Here is an 18,656-nt window from a genome sequence, read left to right on the forward strand (position 1 = left end):
GTAATGGAAATCATAAGTACTTCAAAAGGTATCGGTGGACAGCTTACAGAATTCAGAAAACTTGTCAGTAATTCTAAAAAAATCACTTTTATCGGAACCGTTGGTTTCTGCACACCATTTGCCGAGCTCATGGCATTTGTTCTAAGAGGCAGCGATAAAGAGATTGTTTTCCTCCCTGACCTGCGTGCAGATGAAGCACGTTCAATGGTATTCTCATCTTATGGAATGCAGCTTGACGAAAAGGCAGACCCAGCCGCAGATACTGTGGTCCTTCTTGGTGGTCTTGCAATGCCAAAGATAGGTGTTGAACCTGAAAAGATGAAGGAACTTGTTGATGAACTACTGAAAGATGCTGAGAATAAATTGATAATCGGTGTCTGCTTTCAGTCAATGCTTATAAACTGCAACTGGCCAGGCCACATTGACTTCGATTACATCATTGATGCGGATATGACAAACGAAATCAAAAAACTATAAACTCAGATACTCATTTTTATCTTTTATTTTTAACTAATCCTGGCGTCTACAACCACATGCCAGATTCCCGGAGAATATTTTTTTATCTTCCGGCAGTCCAGTATCTCAACTCTTCTTCCAGCTTTCAAAGCTGCGGTTTTGATTCTCTCAACAGGTCTTGAAAACACCATACTTTCAGGTGTTGTTTCATGATAATGGATTATGCCACCTTTCGGTTTCAGGGCTGCGATCCCGGAATCAAGATAGTGGTGTGTGGTATTCACATATCCCATGAGGACTCTGTCAGCAACTCCTTTTGGTGTTAGTTCCGCACAGTCACCGTTCAGAGCTTCAACGATGTGTTCTACTTTATTCAGAATAATGTTCTCTTTCAGGTATCCATAGGACTGCGGATTTATCTCAATTGCAATGAGCTTCTCAGGTTTTGCATGAACTGCCATTGGGATAGTGAAATATCCGATTCCGGCAAACATGTCCACTATTGTCTCATGCGTGCCGATCTTACTCATAAGCTTCTTTTCATGGAGATTACCTTTGGAGAACATCACTTTTGTAACATCAAGCTTGAAAAGACATCCATGCTCTTTGTTGATTGTTTCCGTGTTGTTTCCAATAAGAATCTCCCTCTTTGGTAATCTGAACTGACCACTGATTCCAAGATCTCTGACAACCGTATTGCATGATGGGTACATCTGCAGCAAGGCTTTAGCAATCATCACTTTAAGATGGTCTATAGTGGGGTCTATTGTGACGATTACAATATCTCCGATAATATGCCATCCGGAAGGAAGTTTCTCAAGCTCATTTGAGGAAATATCATTTTTGAGTATATCTTCAAGAGATTGCCATTTATTGTAAAACTCAGCGTTTTCCTGCATGTAAGATTCAAAACCTTCAATGTCTTCCGTAACCGGTATTTCGAGCAAACGCTGGTGCGTATCAATAAGCTTTATTTTGCGGTGTGGATCAAGTCTGCCTGATCCTGCAAGTTGAATTCTGATTTTTTCCGCATCTTTTAACGGAACCCGAATACATTTGTTCATGGTCATTGTTTCAGAGAGTGGTTATTTTTTAAATAACATATGCAACTATAAGTTTGATTATAGTTAAGGTTGTAAATCAAGGCTTTATATGTTGAATAAACTCATTCGTTCAATAGCGAACATTTAAATACATTGTCGTTTTATTCATAATTGCATGAACAACGGAGACAACACGGCTATTTTTTCCACTGATATTGGAGTTATTGCTCTTAACGGTTCTGTAAAGATAAAGATACTTGATTTTCTCAAAACAGGCTGTAAATCATTTGATGAGATAGTACAGCATACCGGTAAGGCCAAATCAACAATATCTGTGCATCTCAATGACTTAAAGAGCCAGAATCTCCTTGAGGAAACCATTGACTCCAACGATAAAAGAAAAAAAGTCTATTTCCTGAGGTGTCAGTATGTAGCATGTTCCCAGGAACCGGGAATGAAACAGTATAATGAAATGCTGGACCTTATAGCTTCTCCTGAAGTTCACTCTTTTGGTTGTTTAAAATGTCTATTTCATGCGGTTCAGTATGGTTTCAGGGCACACGGTGTCAACTGTGATCCCATCATGCGCAAAATAGGTCATGATGTTGGTACCAGTCTCTCAAGGAATATCGTTTCACAGGAGCCGGGGGATATCCTTCAGGAAATGCTGAATTTCTGGGAAAAAAATGATATCGGAAGTTTTACTATTCTTGAAAAGGATCCCATCAAACTCGCCGTGCATAATTTTTTCGATTGTCGCTCCATACCAATAAAAGAGAAAACATTGTGCTCATTCGCACAAGGTGTCTTTGAAGGTGTGTTCAGGGCAAAAATGGGCGGGGAATGCGTAATGCAAATGATCGGTAAATGCGATGATACTTGCGATTCCTGTTTTTTCCAGATGATAAAACTCTAATATTGATGATTTAACTAAAAATTAATTTGAGGTTCTTACAACCCCAAGCTCACCTTTTACAAGTTTGCCGATAGCAGCAACAATTCCCGGTCCATCGGTGTTTTCACGGCATGTTATCATGTGTTCCATAAGGCCCAGTCTTTCAATGCCGTAAATATCCCTTGCATGGCCTGTTTTCTTGATAGCCGCTTTAAGTTCTGACCTGGTGACCGAATTCGCAATCACCCTATCCTGATGAGATTTCTTCCAGCTCCACCAGAGGTCTGCCTGTTCTCTGGTAAAGATTCCTTCCTTTGCCTTTTCATCAGTTATCTCTACTTTTACAGGCAGGTGTCTTATAATACCAAACCGTGTAGCTATCTGTTTAGCAGTTCCGTTTCCCAGATTGTTAAGATTCTTTCGGGGAATGGTCACAAGAACTCCTGCATCAACAACGATCTCGTCATCATGTATCTGTCGTATGAATCCGTGATAGTTTTCACCTTTCATTATTTTTGTGACAGGCGAGCCGAATTTCTGAATTAGGAAATTGGAAGCGAACTCGCTGTCCTCACCTTTAAGATCCAAAGTAAGCCAATTGTCATCACTTACTGAGAATTCAGCAGAGGCATCAAGTTCCTTAAGTTCATTGTTGATCAGTACTTCAGCAGAATGAGTTGCTCTTTCCCTGTTGCCATAGATTTTGATCAATAGTTTTGTGACCATTATTATTGTCCTTTAGTTATTGTTTCATCACAAGGTCAAAGATATTCTGTATCTCTGTAAGTTTATCCAGTCCCTCGTCATTAATAAGGTCTTCATTCTCCTCTATTGAATTTAAGAGTAACTGGATATCCCTGCTAAAAGGACCTATTTTCATTTTCATGATCTGAAGTTCAGCATCGTTCTCTTCAAGACCGTTATATGTGGTCACTATCTGTTGGTGCAGTCTGTCTATATGATCAAGAGTTGTTTTTCTGGCTTCATCAGTATTTTCCGAATCATTTTCGGCAGATTCAGTGCTGTTCTCTTCCTGTGACTCTTCAGGTGTTTCACCTTCAATTGCCATTATTAGATTCTTGAGAGCATCAACAACTCTGTAACCATGATCTGTAAGCTCCACATATTTTACACGTCCTTCAACTGAGAACTGTACAAGGCCATGCTCTTCCATCTTGGCCAGTATTTTGGTAGTGTGAGCAAACGTGGAATTTATTTCTTTAGTTATAACAGATGCATAGGTTTTTTGAAGGGACCAGATAGCCAGAAGGGCAAGGGTTGGTTTTTCCTGCAAAAAAAGTTGTTCAGCATATTCTTTAGTCATACGATTTCCCCTCTAATTTAGCATATAGAACCCTTGTTTGAAAACATCATAATACCTTAATTATATATTATAATATATATCATTAAAATAAATATACTATATATTTCTAACGGATATCAGCAATTATTCTTTCTATATCCGGTAGTTCAGCATCCGTTTTAAATGAAGTACCACTGAAATGCGTCCTTGAAGCCTTATGACCATTATCCCTCAGAGCAGTGATAAGAGTATCAATCGCTGATGCAGAAACTCCAAGTTTTTTACATAGCAAATGCTGTTCATAGAACATTGGAATATCCAGTTCGTCCCTGCAGAATTGTAGCATTTTAACGGACATTTCCTTAGTTCCACAGTTTCTCTGCTCGAGTTCCTCAATGGTCTCATCACAGAACTCAGGTTCATGTAATTCTCCAAGCCACATAGGCCCTGAGATTATATTTTCCTTGCCACAGAGACTGCATTTATCCCTTACGTGAACAGCAAGACCATAAACTATCTCACGGTTGCCACATTCACATTGGGCAATGAATCCCATTTTCTTCAGCATTTTGTCAGCCTGTTTTGCTCCTCTTCTGATGTGAAGATATGTTCGCACATAATGCCTTGTGGCATGTGATAGAAGAGGGATCATGGCTTTATCATGAAGTGATAGTTCTCTTGCGATCCTGCCAAGAAGAATACGTACTCCCATCTCACTGTGATATTCATTGTTAAGTGGAATGGCTGCATATTTGCGTATTCCTGAATTCAGATGTGCACCGCAAAGGGGTGCAGTATCTGTTGCTGTGACCTCCAGTAAATCGATGACAGAACGGGCTGCAGCCGCCAGAAATGGAGCTGGTGTTCCAAAAGGATCAAGGTCAACAATATTGAAATGTTTTTCATGTAACAGAACATTGGCATTTTTATGCCTTGCAAATGTATGGCCATCAATACCTAGTTTTTCAATATTTTCCAGTATAAGCTGATAGGCATCTTCACTCCAGTCATTCAGGGTGGTTTCAATACCGATTTCATTGGCTACTCTTAAGCCCCGGATTCCTGAAGCTGAAAGTGCATCAACATAAGTTATGGTCTTCTCAGGGTCAGATTCCATTCTTTTAAGAAAAGCAGATGTTGCAGCTATGGAGATATCACGGTTCATCTCCATGACCGGATTAAAAAAAACAGGTGCTGCAGAAGGAGCAAAATTAGCCCCTTCTTCAGGAACGGGAACCAGAACTTCAGTATCTCCTTCTTTTACAGATCTTACTTTCATCCGGTTCCCAGAAGATACGTTCTTATTTAACGATAATGGTTCCTTTCATTCTTTCTTCCCAGCCCAGTACATGGTAGGTATATGTGCCAGTCTCGTTGAAAGTATATTTGAAGGATAATCTGTATCCTATGGTAGTATTCTCCCAGAGACCATCATCGCTCACCAGTGTGAACAGGCGTGTTGGGTTATTACGGTTGAACCATACTACAGTATCGTGTTGACTGATTGTCAGGTTATTTGGCTGGATCAAATAATTTTCCATGTACAATGTGTATGTTTTTGGTCCCTCATACTCTATGACCTGAACTCCTCCGTTACCATTTTCCTCGGAACTGGTATTTACAGAGCTAGTTTCTCCTGTAGAAGTATTATCCGTATTATCTGTATTATTTGTAACCGTGTTGTTATTTGCAGTATCGGTTACCGAATTGTTCGTGGATGCATTCTCTTCTGTTGTGGACTCTGTGTTATCGACACAGCCTGCAACTATCAGAGAAAGCGATATCAGGAGTATCATCAATAATTTCGCTTTCATTGTATCACCTGCATTATAATATATTTCCGATGGTTAAATAACTTCTCTATCACTTTTTATAAGTTCTACATTTATAATAGGAGTCTTGTTATCAAATACAATAGTTATTACAGCAGCAAATCCCAAAGCAGCCATTCCAGGGTTGACAATAATGGTTTTGCCTGACTTTTCAACTCCTCTTGCTTCGTGAATATGACCACAGATCATCAGATCCGCTTTGTCAAGGAATACATTGAGTGCCTTGCATCCCACATGCATATCTCCTACCATATCCAGAATGCTAAAAGGTGGAGTGTGTGTAAGGGTCACCAGCACCTCATCTGCTTTCACATCTTCCAGCATGCGACTTATATTTTCTTCAAAATCACATTCCTGTATTTCAAATGGAGTGCAGAAAGGTGTGGGATTTGATCCTCCCATGCCTATGAACCTTATTCCATCTATGGAGATTGATCTTTTATGCAGGTTAGTGGCTTTTGAGTCTTCGATCACTTTGATAATAGACTCATGATCACAGTTACCGGGCACGGCAAGAATCTTCGAACTAAACTTATCAAAAAGATCAAGGGCTTTTTCATCGGGCCCAAAATTAGTAATGTCACCTGCTATCAGTACCAGATCCACGTTACCTGCGATCTTTAGCAGTTCCTCTATCTTTGAATAATTTCCATGCGGATCTGCTATGGCGAATAACCTCATTTTCAAGCGTCTCCAATTCCTGTTGTTGCCGGTTATTTGCTCAGAATGAGCGGTCACCGCCAAGAAGACCTCCAAGTGCATTACTGCCAATACCAGCTATTCCGGAGGATTCTTCTCTCTGATTATTGGTCATGTATCTTGATGCAGCGACTATCCTGTCAGCAAGACGTGAGAACGGCAGGCTCTGGAGATATATTTTACCAGGTCCGGTAAGTGTTGCCAGTACAAGACCCTCGCCTCCAAAGAGCGCATTCTTGAAACCGCCTGTCAATGTAATATCGTATCCGACACTTTCTTCAAATGCAGTAAGACATCCGGTATCTACTCTGATCGTCTCTCCGGGTGCAAGATCTCTCTCAACAATAGCGCCACCGGAATGTACAAAAGCCATTCCGTTGCCTTTCAGTCTCTGGAGTATGAATCCTTCTCCACCGAAAAGTCCTGCTCCTATCTTTCTGGTGAGTGCTATTTCGATTTCAATTCCATTTGCAGCACAGAGGAACGAATCTTTCTGACAGAGGAAACTACCTCCGAATTTACTTAGATCAAGTGGTATTATCTTTCCAGGATAAGGCGCCCCGAATGCCACATAGCCTTTTCCTTCCCCTTCGTGGACAAAACTTGTGATAAAGAAGCTCTCACCTGTAACGGCACGTTTTAAACCTCTGAGCAGGCCACCACCGGTGGATGTTTCCATTCTGACCCCCGGTCCCATATACATCATAGCTCCGGCCTCTGCCCTAACAGCCTCACTTGGATCAAGTTCAATTTCTACAAGCTGCATGTCGTTGCCAATAATCTTATAATCTATTTCATCAGCCATCAATTATTCCTCTAATGCAATCATTTAATGTTCCTGAAGAACTTGTGATAGAGATTTGTGTTACCAGTATTTATTGCTTTATCCTTCATTATACATATTCTAAGGCATCTTGCACAACTCAACTTGAATAGTTTAATATAGCTCCTGTGCGTAACCACCTGTTGATAAGTGTGTACCGAAAAAATTTTCCACTTCATTTGAAGCATTATTTGCTTGCACTTCAGGCAAAGAAACACGGCGGGAGGACTCATGAACTGGCAATGAGATTCAACGGTGCCGAATCAGATATTCTTGATTTCAGTTCCAACACGAATCCTCTTGGCACACCGTTCGATTTTCAGGCAAGTAACCTTGACCTGAAACAGGTTGTTTTGAGATCAACAGAAAGAATAGAGCAGTATCCTGACAACAGATATTTTGAACTCAGGCAGGCTGCAGCTGCTTATCTAGGTACTAACATCTCTGCAGATAATATAATTCCCGGAAACGGTACATGTGAACTCTTGCGTCTGATCATGGAAACCGTTGTCAATGAAGAGGACATTGTAATTCTTGCTTCACCTTCATCCGGTGAGTATCGTCATATAGCAGAGGTTTTCGGAGCACGTATTCATTCTTTTACTACCGATGAATTGTTAAACCTTCCAAAAATGACATTGGACAGGGCAAAGGTCATTGTCATTGGTAATCCGAATAATCCTACCGGCCAGCTCATACTTAAGGATGAAATTTCTGATTTTGCGCAAAAATGTGCTGAACATTGTACTCTACTTATTGTTGATGAATCAGCAATTGAACTGGTTGATCCTGATATGAGTATTGCTGAAATGGCACTTGACAATGAGTTCCTCTTTATAATAAGGTCGGTATCCAACATTACAGCCATGCCAGGTATCAGACTGGCATACGGAATTGCTTCCCTTCATCTTGCAAACATACTCAATTCTGCACGTCTTTCATGGAATATTGGTGTAACGGACGAAGCCATAGGTTTAGCGTTCCTGAGCATGGAAGGTGGTCCTCACAGTGAATATCTTAGAAGGTCCCGGGAGTTCATTAAAAATGAGAGGGAATACATGGTCAAACGCTTCTCAGGTATCTATGGTTTCGATCCTGTTGAAAGTAATACTAACTATATACTTATTGACGTGAAAGATCTGTTCCTGGATTCATTAAGACTTAGCGAAGGATTGGCTCTGCATGGCATATTGATACGTGAATGCAGTGATTTCTTTGATGGAAATAAGCGATATGTGAGAATATCAGTCCGTATGAGGGAGGATTTTGAAAAACTGATACACACCCTTGATGTTGTCTTTGCTGAAACCAGCAGAGAAGACGCAAGGGAAAAACTTGAAGAGACCATTGAACACGGTGGTAGTTCCTGTGCCGGCCGTGGTACCTGTGAATATTATCCCTGCCATTTTACAGGGCAGGATTGCACTTTCTGTTTCTGTCCTTTCTATGCATGTGAGGAAGAGCTGACAGGAGGTAAATGGATAGAAAGCTCCACCGGAGGGCAGGTGTGGAGTTGTGAACATTGTACTTTATTGCATAGACCAAAGGTCGCCAAAATGGTGCTTGATGCGCTGATGGCCGACGGAGACACTGATGATAATATAAGGAGGGCATGGAAGGAAATCATTGAGCCTCTGCTTTGATTCTGCGAAGATCAATTGAGCAGGTCAATAGATTTCATGTTTTCTACATGCTTTGATTATTGTGACAGACCAAAGACCACATCTTCCGGTAAAGAAATATCTTCTAAGCCTTGAACCATGTGTACATGGTGGACTGATAAGAAAAAGTTCCCAGAAATACGGCATTCCTGAATCAGATATCCTGGATGCAAGTGCAAGTCTTAATCCCTTAGGAACCCCTTTTGACCAGCCGGATCCTGAGCTGGACCTGCAGGACCTTTTGGATAAAGGCCTTGAAAAACTTGAGCAGTACCCGGATAACCGTTATCTTGAATATCGAACGGCTGCAGCAGAATTTGTGGGAATGGGAATGACATATGAGAACATCATTCCCGGAAACGGTTCAACTGAGATTATACGACTGGTGGCAGAGTGCGTAGTAGCTGAAGGCGATGTTGTACTAATTCCAAGACCTACTTTCAGTGAATATGAATTGCAATGCAGTGTCATGGGTGCCAGTATAAAGTATATCGAGCAGGATGATATTTTTAACCTTGAGGATGAGCTTCTTGCCGAAGCTAAGATCCTTTTTGTGTGCAACCCAAATAACCCAACGGGGAAATTGTTCAAAAAAGAGAAAATGGAGAAACTTGCAGAACAATGTGCAGCCCAGAAGACAATACTCTTTGTGGATGAGGCCTATATAGAACTGGCAGAACCGGAGCAGAGTGTTGCTTATCTTGTGGAGGATAATGATTATCTTTTCATTCAGCGTTCCTTAACGAAATCTTTTGCAATTCCCGGGATCAGAATGGGTTTTGGAGTTGCTTCTTCAAAATTTGCATGTGTGCTTAACAATGCAAGACTTTCCTGGAACATGGGATGTGTTTCAGATACAATTGCTACAGCTCTCTTGAGTATGAAAGGCGGTGTGAACAGCAAATATCTGCTGGATTCAAGGGCTTTCATAGCGCAAGAACGCGATTTTCTTATGAGTAAACTATCTCGCAGGGGGTTCAAGCCTGCAGAGAGCTGTGTTAATTACATTTATGTAGATATTACTGATCTGTCGCTCAATTCATCCGAACTTGCAGAAAGAATGGCATCACATGGTGTTCTTATTCGTGACTGCAATTCTTTCCAGAACAATGGCAAGAATCATATAAGGGTGGCAATACGCACAAGAGAGGAGAATGAGCGTATTGCAGATACAGTACGTCAGGTAATATATGAATGGGGCAGGGAACAGGCTGAGATGCAGCTTCATGAAAATATAAAAGTAGCTGCAGAATGCGGACGCAAAGGAAGTAACACTGACTGTGACTATTATCCATGTCATTTCAAAGGACAGGATTGTACTTTCTGCTTCTGTCCCTTCTATCCATGCGAGGATAGTCGTACAGGTGGAAACTGGATAGAAAGCTCAAGCGGTGGTCAGGTATGGAGCTGTCTTAATTGCAATATAGTTCATGAGGAAAAGATAGTTGATGACCTGTTATCTGTCTTTGTTGGCGAAGGTCTTAACGATGAAAGTATCAGAAAAGCGTGGAAGGAAGTAATGGAGCTCAATCTATGATCCTGCCTTCGGTACAGGCAAATCCAGGCGAACTGGTAATAGTATTACTTTTAGCCTATGCTCTAGACCTTGTGTTCTGCGAGCCTCCCTTTGCAATCCATCCTGTTGTCTGGATGGGCAGATTGATAGGCTTCTTCAAAAAGAACATTCCTGAGAACAATCGCAAGCTTTACGGAATATTTATTGGCCTTACTACGATACTTTTCGGATGTACTATTGCCTATCTTGTAATGTTATTCATGGGTATTGAGTCCATTCCGGCAGTTCTTCGTTATCTGGTGGCTGCTTATTTCCTTAAGGCAACATTTGCCATTCGCTGTCTTTACGGTGCAGCCAATGAAGTAAGGACTGAACTTGATGCTGGTAAACTTGACAGCGCCAGGCAGAAACTTTCAATGTATGTGAGCCGCAATACGTCAAAACTGGAAGAGGGCCAGGTATCTTCAGCAATTATCGAGACAACTTCTGAGAACTATGTAGATGGAATACTTTCCCCCCTTTTGTTCTATGCATGTTTCGGGCCTTACGGACTCATAGCAGCATATGTATTCAAAGCTACAAGTACACTGGATTCAATGGTAGGATATAAAGACGAGCGTCACCGTGAAGTGGGCTGGTTCTCTGCCAAGTTCGATGATGTACTTAATTGGATACCTGCACGTCTGTCTGTGATTTTCCTTTCAGCTGCAACTCTTGTTGTGAGTCTCGCTTATCGTAAGGTCAAGATACCGGACTACAGGACAGCTTTTAAAACAGGTATCAGGGACGGATTAAAAACACCATCTCCAAATTCCGGTTTTCCAATGGCTTCCGTTGCAGGTGCTCTGAAAATAAAACTGGAAAAACCGAATACCTATGTTCTGGGTGATGGCTTTGCTTACCCGGTGTCGGAGGATATCAAACTTACATCCTGGATTATCCTTGTGGCATCGTTCTTTGCTATCATCGTATCTTCACTTACAATTATACTATAGCTATGTTGAAAGCTAATTAATGACCACAGTCTGATATTAATGTCTAAGAATTGAAATCCAGAAATATAACGATCAAATCTCAAACAACAATATTATAAAGAAATCTCCCCGAAGTGATGGCAATGAAATTATCGGATATAGAATCAAAAGACCTGAAAAAGAACCAGTCAAAAGAACTGGAAGGTGAGATCACCAGGGATATAATCGAGATCCTTGAAGAGGAAGGAATAACAGTTCAGATGCTTGTTGATGCTGCACTTGAGCTCTATGCTCCCCATCCGGGTATAGAAACAAAAGAACTTGCAGAGGAAAAGTTCCTCAGAGAACTTGATATTGCAGTATCCGATCCGAATCTCTGTCTTCTTATCTATTCCGGTATCTTACTTGAAAAAGAAGGTAGAGAAGGCCGCTTACCTAATATAAGCAGAAGTTCTTACGAAAAGGATCTTACATTCATTATCGCAGATGAGGTGCTTGGTATGAGTATTTCTAAATATATCAGTGGTGACAAAGGAATGTTTGAGTTCGTACGATTTGACAAACAAAAACCAGGTATTCTTGCTGAACTTGGACCTTTCATGGATGACATTATAGGTGGTCTAATTGGCGGAGTGTCTGCCAACATGTACACAAGAGCAATGGCAGAAGCTGCTGAAAAAGCTAAAAAGAAGAAAACAGACCCTGAAAACAAAAGTGATGTGATAGCAGGATGAACGGATTCTTATTAGCTCTCAGATCCAGTTTCGGATTCCTTTCAACAATTCCTGTAGGAATTACAATGGAAGGACTTGATGAGTTCTTCAAGAGAACATACCTGCATCTGGTAGTTGGAATTGTCCTTGGGTTATTGATGGGTGCAGTTGCATATATTTTGATAAGTTATTTGCCGATCAACATTGCCGCTGTGTTTGTAATAGTTTTCGTCTACTATATTACAGGACTGAACCATCTTGATGGAATGGCCGACCTTGGTGACGGTCTGACTGCACATGGGTCTGTGGAAAAGAAACTCAAAGCACTGAAGGATATGTCCCTTGGAATAGGCGGCGTTGCCTACGCATCTCTTATTATTATTGCATTCTATGCAACTCTTGTGGCACTTAATGAGCAGTCTTTAATTGTATACTCATCTGCTGCCGATGTGGCAAGAATCTTTTTCTTTGCGATGTTCGTGTCAGAGATAAGTGCCATGCAGTCCATGCTGACAGTTGCTGCATTTGGCAAGTCCATACACGAAGGGCTTGGATCAATACTCATCAAGAATACCACAGTACCTAAATATCTTATAGGATTTGTAATTGGTATTGTTGCCTGTGTCGCAATGTCATTTTACCTGGGTTTCGGTATAACAGGTATTATTCCTTTCATTGCAGCTATATTCGCAACCTTTATTTTGCTAAATATCAGTAACAGGCATTTTGGTGGTGTTAATGGTGATGTTATCGGTGCTTCCAATGAGGTTGGAAGGATAATCGCACTTATCGCTGTAACATTGGTATTGATGTATGGAGGTATTGTTTGGACGCTATAATAATGGCCGGGGGTTTTGGAAGCAGGTTAGGTATGGGGGAAAAACCCTGTGTCGATCTACTTGGAAAGCCTCTGATATCATATGTGATCGATGCGCTGCAAAAAACAGAAAGTATAGGTGATATCTATGTTGCCGTATCTCCGGCAACACCTAAAACCGCATCTTTTGTGGAAGAAGAGTATGAAGGGAAGGTGCAGGTAATTCCGACAGGTGGTGGCAACTATGTTGGTGACATGGTCTATGCAGTAAAAGTTGCCTGTATAAGCGACCCTTTAATGATACTTATGTCAGATCTACCTTTGTTAACTCCTGCTCTTCTTGAAAAGGTAATTGCTGAATACAAGACATGTGGTAAACCTGCTATGTCTATATTCTCTCCGATATCCGTTTGTAAAAGCCTTGGCATAAGGCCGGATACGGTGTTCAACTGGGGCGGTGAAGGAAAGCTGATAGTTCCTTCTGGTGTCAATATAATGGACGGTAAAGATGTTGATCATGAGCAGGAATATGTCAGTCTTGTGATGGAAGATGTTGAATTTGCTCTTAATATCAATACGGTCGATGACCTCAAAAAATGCAAAGAGATGATCCTTGAGCGTGATGTCAGGTCAATTAAGAATTAGATTCCAGTCAAAGAAAATTGCAGTAAAATATTGTTAATGATATTTAATTACAATATCCGCACACTTTATATCTTATAATTACTAATATTCTTTAAGGCAGGTTGGAATTGTCTCATGTGCGGTGGTTGGAGAACTCACAGGCACCTTTTACAGAATAAGAGGTGCCATTCTATTCATAGTCTTCAATTTTTCTTTTTTTGTTTTTCATGTTTTTAGTAATTTTATTGATCTGTAGTAGAACAAACCAAAGCATTTAAATTGTGTTTCTGACTAAAACCAATGTTATTTCGGTTGTTACTATAGTAAAACATATGAGGATAGGTTTATGATCAAAAGATCTTACATGACATTTATTATGTGTCTCGTACTTCTGGCTGCAGTCCTGGTAAGTGGTTGTACTGGTTCTGATGATACAGCAAATGAAGAAACACAGCAGGAAGTTGCAGAAGACGTAACCCCTGCTCCTGAAGAAACAGTAGTTGATGATAGTACTTTTACCAATTCCATAGGAATGGAATTTGTGAAGGTCCCTGCAGGTGACTTCCTGATGGGTGCTCCTGAAGAGGAGAAATACAGTGACAGGGCAGAAAGACCTGTTCATGAGGTGACTATTGGAAAAGACTTCTATATCGGGGTTTATGAAGTAACCCAGGACCAGTGGGTAAAGGTCATGGGCGAGAATCCTTCCTATTTCACAGGAGACGGTGATCTTCCGGTAGAAAAGGTTTCATGGGCAGATGCAAATCAATTCATTGGTATACTTAATTCAATGGAAGGCACTGAAACATATCGCCTGCCTACTGAGGCTGAGTGGGAATATGCTGCCAGGGCTGGTACTGAGACTGCTTTTTGCTTTGGTGATGATACTTCAATGCTGGTTGATTATGGCTGGTATGATGCCAACTCAGAAGACAAGACATGGCCGGTTGGCATGAAGGATGCGAATCCATGGGGCCTTTATGATGTTTATGGAAATGTTGCAGAATGGACTCAGGATGAGTATCACAGCAACTACTACAAAGCTCCTACTGATGGCAGTGAATGGACAGGCGGGGTCAGTGGTACAAGAGTATTCCGCGGTGGAAGCTGGCATAATGCAGATATTGACTGTCGTTCTGCTGTAAGAGATAGCATCGGACAGGGCAGTCGTGTGGAATATATTGGTTTCCGCGTTGTGAAAGATATATGATATCCTTAATGGGTATCTACACTTTTCTTTTTTTATCGGGATTACTGGTCATCCAGGATTGTTTTAACTGTTAAATTCGAAACTTTTAAGTATGATTCATGCTGCCCTTAGTTGAAAGTATTCAGGCTTAGGCGATAGAATTAGCATGATGCAGATTCTTGATGCAATATATTTAAATTCAATATTGCAGTAGGATAAGCACTAGGTTTACACGAAGTGTTTACATATAAACTCAAATTAATCATAATTCACATTTACATGGAGAATCCTGAATGATAGAGGAGATCACCAACCAGTATGACCCAAAGAAAATAGAGGAGAAGGTACATGCTCTCTGGAACGAGACGAGTGCCTATTCCAAGGTACGTGAGCACAGAAAAGGCGGAAAACGATTCTTTTTCGTAGACGGTCCACCATATACAACCGGACATATTCACCTGGGAACAGCCTGGAACAAGATCATCAAGGACTCCATCTTAAGATACCGTTCCATGAATGGTTTTGATATCGTTGATCGTGCAGGCTGGGATATGCATGGTCTTCCTATAGAGGTAAAAGTGGAAGGTGCACTTGGTTTTACATCCAAGAAGGACATCGAGAGCTACGGTGTCGGTAATTTCATCGAAAAATGTAAGGAATTCGCTCTTAATCAGAAGGACGACATGACAGAGCAGTTCCAGGACCTTGGAGCCTGGCTTGACTGGAATGACCCATATATGACACTCAGGGATGAGTACATCGAGGCTGCCTGGTGGACAATGAAACAGGCGCAGGAGAAAAGTCTCCTTGAGCAGGGTAAACGTGTTGTCAACTGGTGTCCACGCTGTGAAACCGCTATTGCTGATTCCGAAGTTGAGTATGAGGAAAGGAAAGACCCTTCAATATTTGTAAAATTCCCGATAATCGGTGAGGAGAACACCTTTGTGGTCATATGGACCACAACACCATGGACCATACCTTCAAACGTAGCAGTTGCAGTGCATCCTTCTTTTGAGTACTCAAAGGTAAAAGCGGTAAATGCAGAAGGCAAAGAGGAAACACTTATAGTTGCTTCCGAACTTGTTGAAAATGTACTCAAAAAGGGAAGATATGTAGATTATGAAGTTCTCGGAACAATGCTTGGCGAGGACCTCACATCACTCTCATACGAAAGTCCGATCGCTGACAAAGTGCCAAAACAGGCCGAGATGAAACACAGCATATATCTTGCAGACTATGTAACCGCAGAGAACACAGGTTGTGTACACATTGCTCCGGGACATGGTATGGATGACTTTGAAGTTGGTAAGAAGAATGGTCTTCCTATATTCTGTCCGGTTGGACCCGATGGTCGCTACACTGAAGAAGCCGGTGAATATGCAGGAATGCATATCCGTGAAGCTAACAAAGTTGTCATCGAAGACCTTAATGAGCGCGGAAACCTGCTCTCAGAAGGTACTATTGAACACAGGTACGGACACTGCTGGCGCTGTAAGACACCAATCATCTACCTTGCTACAGAACAGTGGTTCATCAAGATCGGTGAACTCAAGGAACAGATGCTTGAAGAGATAGCACAGGTAAAATGGTATCCGGAATGGGCCGGTTCTGCTAGGTTTAAGGACTGGGTTGAGGGAGCACGTGACTGGTGTGTTTCCCGTCAGAGATACTGGGGTATCCCAATCCCTGTCTGGAAGTGTAAGAGCTGTGGCAAGATGCACGTTGTCGGTACCAAGAAAGAACTTCAGGAAATGTCAGGTGTAAGCGACGATGTTGAGCTTCACAGGCCATATGTGGACGATATCCTGCTTGATTGTGAATGTGGCTGCAAGATGAAGCGTGTTGAAGACGTTTTCGATGTATGGTTCGATTCAGCCGTGGCTTCATGGGCAACACTGAGATTCCCACAGCAGACAGAAGAGTTCGAGAAATGGTGGCCTGCAGACTTTATCACAGAAGGACAGGACCAGACACGTGGATGGTTCTACTCACAGCTTGGTGCAAGTATGGTCGCTTTTGGCAAGGCACCTTACAAGAGCGTACTTATGCACGGTTTCACCCTTGACAGTGAAGGCAAGAAAATGTCAAAGAGCCTTGGAAATGTAGTAGCTCCAGGTGATGTAATAGAGCAGTTCGGTGCCGATACCCTGCGTAGCTTCGTTTTATCTTCAAGTGCTCCATGGGATGATCTCAAATTCGTAAGCAGTGAATTGGGCAATATCAACAGGACTATCAACATTCTCTGGAATGTCTATCGTTTCCCACTTCCATATATGGTTCTTGATAAATTTGATCCATCCAAAGTCTCACTTGAATCTGTGAAACCACACCTTCGCAAGGAAGACAGATGGATACTTTCAAGGGCACAATCACTTGTTGCTGAAGTTAATGATGCAATGTCAAAGTGCACATTGCACAGGGCACTCAGATCTATTAACGAGTTCGTTCTTGAGGATCTTTCAAGATGGTATATCCAGCTTATCAGGCCAAGAACATGGGTAGAAGCAGATGACCCTGACAAGCTTGCAGTTTATCGTGTACTCTATGATGTATTCGTATTGACAGCAAAGGTGATCGCACCATTCATGCCACATCTGGCTGAGGAAATGTACCAGAACCTTGTGAGAAATGTGTACCCTGATGCACCAGTTACTATTCACATGAACGATTGGCCACAGGTCGACGAGGGTCTTGTTGACAAGGAACTTGAAGCTCACATGGATATGGTCCGCTCAATTGTGGAGTCTGCATCCAATGCCCGCCAGAAGGTTGGCAGGAAACTCAGGTGGCCTGTATCACGCATAGTTCTCAGTCCTGTGAACCAGCAGGCAGCAGATGCAGTCACAAACCTGAAGTCCGTACTAATGGACCAGACAAACTCCAAAGACATCGTGCTTACAGGTGTAGGTGAATCATGGGACGAACTTGGATTTGAAGCAAACCCGGATCCTGGAAAGATAGGTCCGGTATTCAAAGGTGATGCTGGCAAGGTCATAGGTGCAATAAAGCAGGCAGATGCAATGCAACTTAAGAAGGCTCTTGCTCTGGAAGACCAGTTTGAACTTGAAATACCAGGCGGAACTGCCATGATCAAACCTGAAATGGTCAACTTCATAGAGACGCTACCTGAAATGGTTGCAAGTGCCCAGTCCAGCGCAGGTATAATCTATGTGGATGCAAACCTGACCCGTGAGATCGAATCCGAAGGTTACACAAGGGAAGTTATCCGCAGGGTGCAGGACATGAGGAAGGAACTCAATCTTGCAGTTGATGACAATATCAAATCCCACATACAGATAAACGACCAGAGGGTACTTGACCTTGTACTTGACCGCGAGCAGTTCATTGCAAAGGAAACCCGTGCAAACGTTCAGGTTATTGGTCTTGATGTTGACACGGCAGGTTCACTTGAAAAGGACTGGGATGTCGAAGGTATATCCATGACCATCGGCATTTCAAAAACAAACTGAGGTTACAATGGACTTCAATGAATGGGAACCCATTTACGAGTCCATACTAAAGGACATGGGTTTTAGCAGGGAAGGTGATGAGCAGGCAGCTCTCATCCTCTCTGCCATGCTCGATACCTCCAATTCTGCAGATATTTCCGAATTAAAATCACTCATTGAAGGGAAGGATGTTCTTGTCTGTGGAAATGCTCCTGTTCTTTCACAGGAACTTGAACTAATTAATCCCGATGATTTTGTGATAATAGCAGCCGATGGAGCGACTGCTGTACTTGTTGACAGAGAAATAATTCCTGATATTATTGTAACAGATCTTGATGGAGATGTCGATAAAGAGATCATTGCCAACAAAGCAGGTTCAATAATGGTGGTACATGGTCATGGAGACAACATTGACAAGCTTCATACTTATATCCCGCAGCTTAACAGAATAATAGGCAGTACCCAGGCTGGACCTCTGAAAAATGTATTCAATTTCGGTGGATTCAGTGACGGGGACAGATGTGCATATCTGGCAAAGGAATTTGGTGCTGCCAGTATAACTCTTCTTGGATTTGATTTTGATGATGAGAATGTCAATCCTATTAAGAAGAAAAAACTGAAATGGGCTCGTCTGCTTATAGAAAGATTAAATCCATAAGTCT

General features: G+C 41.8%; 18 protein-coding genes. 11 read left to right on the plus strand and 7 right to left on the minus strand.

Annotation, left to right across the window (positions count from 1 at the left end; all coding sequences use genetic code 11):
• Positions 1–3 precede the first annotated feature (3 nt).
• Positions 4–477, plus strand: coding sequence for a DUF2124 domain-containing protein (locus BLP52_RS09710; protein WP_091710284.1), 474 nt, complete (start codon positions 4–6; stop codon positions 475–477).
• 29 nt (positions 478–506) lie between these two features.
• Here the strand turns inward: BLP52_RS09710 and BLP52_RS09715 are convergent, their stop codons facing one another.
• The gene (locus BLP52_RS09715; protein WP_338011378.1) at positions 507–1,526 is read right to left on the minus strand and encodes a class I SAM-dependent methyltransferase; all 1,020 of its coding nucleotides are present in this window, start codon (positions 1,524–1,526) and stop codon (positions 507–509) included.
• A 148-nt stretch (positions 1,527–1,674) separates the two neighbouring features.
• On the opposite strand from BLP52_RS09715, the gene BLP52_RS09720 reads away from it, so the two are divergent.
• Entirely contained in the window at positions 1,675–2,415 is a 741-nt protein-coding gene (locus tag BLP52_RS09720; protein ID WP_091710285.1) for a transcriptional factor MsvR, read from the plus strand.
• Positions 2,416–2,436: 21 nt separating this feature from the next.
• Here the strand turns inward: BLP52_RS09720 and BLP52_RS09725 are convergent, their stop codons facing one another.
• From BLP52_RS09725 to BLP52_RS09750, 6 genes are all read right to left on the minus strand, one after another.
• Positions 2,437–3,120 carry a DUF2110 family protein gene (locus BLP52_RS09725; protein WP_091710286.1) on the minus strand — a complete coding sequence of 228 codons (684 nt, stop codon included), beginning with the start codon at positions 3,118–3,120 and terminating at the stop codon, positions 2,437–2,439.
• Positions 3,121–3,136: 16 nt separating this feature from the next.
• Entirely contained in the window at positions 3,137–3,718 is a 582-nt protein-coding gene (locus tag BLP52_RS09730; RefSeq protein ID WP_091710287.1) for a helix-turn-helix domain-containing protein, read from the minus strand.
• Between the two features lie 106 nt (positions 3,719–3,824).
• Complete coding sequence (locus BLP52_RS09735; protein WP_091710288.1) at positions 3,825–4,976, minus strand: tRNA (guanine(10)-N(2))-dimethyltransferase; 1,152 nt, start codon at positions 4,974–4,976, stop codon at positions 3,825–3,827.
• Between the two features lie 22 nt (positions 4,977–4,998).
• Positions 4,999–5,511 carry a cupredoxin domain-containing protein gene (locus BLP52_RS09740; protein WP_091710289.1) on the minus strand — a complete coding sequence of 171 codons (513 nt, stop codon included), beginning with the start codon at positions 5,509–5,511 and terminating at the stop codon, positions 4,999–5,001.
• A 33-nt stretch (positions 5,512–5,544) separates the two neighbouring features.
• On the minus strand, positions 5,545–6,267 hold the full coding sequence (locus tag BLP52_RS09745; RefSeq protein WP_338011379.1) for a metallophosphoesterase family protein: 723 nt from the start codon (positions 6,265–6,267) through the stop codon (positions 5,545–5,547).
• Positions 6,251–7,033: a TIGR00266 family protein gene (locus BLP52_RS09750; RefSeq protein ID WP_091710291.1), complete on the minus strand. Its 783-nt coding sequence runs from the start codon at positions 7,031–7,033 to the stop codon at positions 6,251–6,253. Before BLP52_RS09750 ends, BLP52_RS09745 begins: the two co-directional genes overlap by 17 nt.
• A 197-nt stretch (positions 7,034–7,230) precedes the next feature.
• On the opposite strand from BLP52_RS09750, the gene BLP52_RS09755 reads away from it, so the two are divergent.
• The 9 genes from BLP52_RS09755 (at position 7,231) to BLP52_RS09795 (ending at position 18,652) form a co-directional block, all read left to right on the plus strand.
• Positions 7,231–8,694: an aminotransferase class I/II-fold pyridoxal phosphate-dependent enzyme gene (locus BLP52_RS09755; protein WP_154717845.1), complete on the plus strand. Its 1,464-nt coding sequence runs from the start codon at positions 7,231–7,233 to the stop codon at positions 8,692–8,694.
• Positions 8,695–8,755: 61 nt separating this feature from the next.
• Positions 8,756–10,249, plus strand: coding sequence for an aminotransferase class I/II-fold pyridoxal phosphate-dependent enzyme (locus BLP52_RS09760; RefSeq protein WP_091710394.1), 1,494 nt, complete (start codon positions 8,756–8,758; stop codon positions 10,247–10,249).
• Positions 10,246–11,223 (plus strand): cobalamin biosynthesis protein, encoded by a 978-nt coding sequence (locus tag BLP52_RS09765; protein ID WP_091710293.1) that lies wholly within the window; start codon positions 10,246–10,248, stop codon positions 11,221–11,223. The genes BLP52_RS09760 and BLP52_RS09765 overlap by 4 nt, the downstream gene beginning before the upstream one ends.
• 122 nt (positions 11,224–11,345) lie before the next feature.
• Positions 11,346–11,936, plus strand: a complete 591-nt coding sequence (cobZ, locus tag BLP52_RS09770; RefSeq protein ID WP_091710395.1) for an alpha-ribazole phosphatase CobZ — start codon at positions 11,346–11,348, stop codon at positions 11,934–11,936.
• Positions 11,933–12,754, plus strand: coding sequence for an adenosylcobinamide-GDP ribazoletransferase (gene cobS, locus BLP52_RS09775; protein WP_091710294.1), 822 nt, complete (start codon positions 11,933–11,935; stop codon positions 12,752–12,754). Before cobZ ends, cobS begins: the two co-directional genes overlap by 4 nt.
• Complete coding sequence (locus BLP52_RS09780) at positions 12,742–13,377, plus strand: NTP transferase domain-containing protein (RefSeq protein WP_091710295.1); 636 nt, start codon at positions 12,742–12,744, stop codon at positions 13,375–13,377. Before cobS ends, BLP52_RS09780 begins: the two co-directional genes overlap by 13 nt.
• A gap of 325 nt (positions 13,378–13,702) precedes the next feature.
• A complete protein-coding gene (locus BLP52_RS09785) occupies positions 13,703–14,566 on the plus strand; it encodes a formylglycine-generating enzyme family protein (RefSeq protein WP_238380781.1) in 864 nt (287 codons plus the stop codon).
• Between the two features lie 272 nt (positions 14,567–14,838).
• A complete protein-coding gene (ileS, locus tag BLP52_RS09790; protein WP_091710296.1) occupies positions 14,839–18,015 on the plus strand; it encodes an isoleucine--tRNA ligase in 3,177 nt (1,058 codons plus the stop codon).
• 7 nt (positions 18,016–18,022) lie between these two features.
• Positions 18,023–18,652 (plus strand): 6-hydroxymethylpterin diphosphokinase MptE-like protein, encoded by a 630-nt coding sequence (locus BLP52_RS09795; RefSeq protein ID WP_091710297.1) that lies wholly within the window; start codon positions 18,023–18,025, stop codon positions 18,650–18,652.
• The last annotated feature ends 4 nt before the right edge of the window (positions 18,653–18,656 follow it).

The organism is Methanolobus vulcani, from assembly GCF_900100715.1.
In the GTDB taxonomy this organism is placed as follows: Archaea; Halobacteriota; Methanosarcinia; order Methanosarcinales; family Methanosarcinaceae; genus Methanolobus; species Methanolobus vulcani.

Excerpts from the sequence above, each read along its gene's own strand:
- BLP52_RS09720 (WP_091710285.1), top strand. The coding sequence starts at position 1,675 with ATGAACAACGGAGACAACACGGCTATTTTTTCCACTGATATTGGAGTT.
- cobS (WP_091710294.1), top strand. The coding sequence starts at position 11,933 with ATGAACGGATTCTTATTAGCTCTCAGATCCAGTTTCGGATTCCTTTCA.
- BLP52_RS09750 (WP_091710291.1), bottom strand. The coding sequence starts at position 7,033 with ATGGCTGATGAAATAGATTATAAGATTATTGGCAACGACATGCAGCTT.
- ileS (WP_091710296.1), top strand. The coding sequence starts at position 14,839 with ATGATAGAGGAGATCACCAACCAGTATGACCCAAAGAAAATAGAGGAG.
- BLP52_RS09710 (WP_091710284.1), top strand. The coding sequence starts at position 4 with ATGGAAATCATAAGTACTTCAAAAGGTATCGGTGGACAGCTTACAGAA.
- BLP52_RS09725 (WP_091710286.1), bottom strand. The coding sequence starts at position 3,120 with ATGGTCACAAAACTATTGATCAAAATCTATGGCAACAGGGAAAGAGCA.
- cobZ (WP_091710395.1), top strand. The coding sequence starts at position 11,346 with ATGAAATTATCGGATATAGAATCAAAAGACCTGAAAAAGAACCAGTCA.
- BLP52_RS09735 (WP_091710288.1), bottom strand. The coding sequence starts at position 4,976 with ATGAAAGTAAGATCTGTAAAAGAAGGAGATACTGAAGTTCTGGTTCCC.
- BLP52_RS09795 (WP_091710297.1), top strand. The coding sequence starts at position 18,023 with ATGGACTTCAATGAATGGGAACCCATTTACGAGTCCATACTAAAGGAC.
- BLP52_RS09740 (WP_091710289.1), bottom strand. The coding sequence starts at position 5,511 with ATGAAAGCGAAATTATTGATGATACTCCTGATATCGCTTTCTCTGATA.
- BLP52_RS09765 (WP_091710293.1), top strand. The coding sequence starts at position 10,246 with ATGATCCTGCCTTCGGTACAGGCAAATCCAGGCGAACTGGTAATAGTA.
- BLP52_RS09730 (WP_091710287.1), bottom strand. The coding sequence starts at position 3,718 with ATGACTAAAGAATATGCTGAACAACTTTTTTTGCAGGAAAAACCAACC.
- BLP52_RS09715 (WP_338011378.1), bottom strand. The coding sequence starts at position 1,526 with ATGACCATGAACAAATGTATTCGGGTTCCGTTAAAAGATGCGGAAAAA.
- BLP52_RS09785 (WP_238380781.1), top strand. The coding sequence starts at position 13,703 with ATGATCAAAAGATCTTACATGACATTTATTATGTGTCTCGTACTTCTG.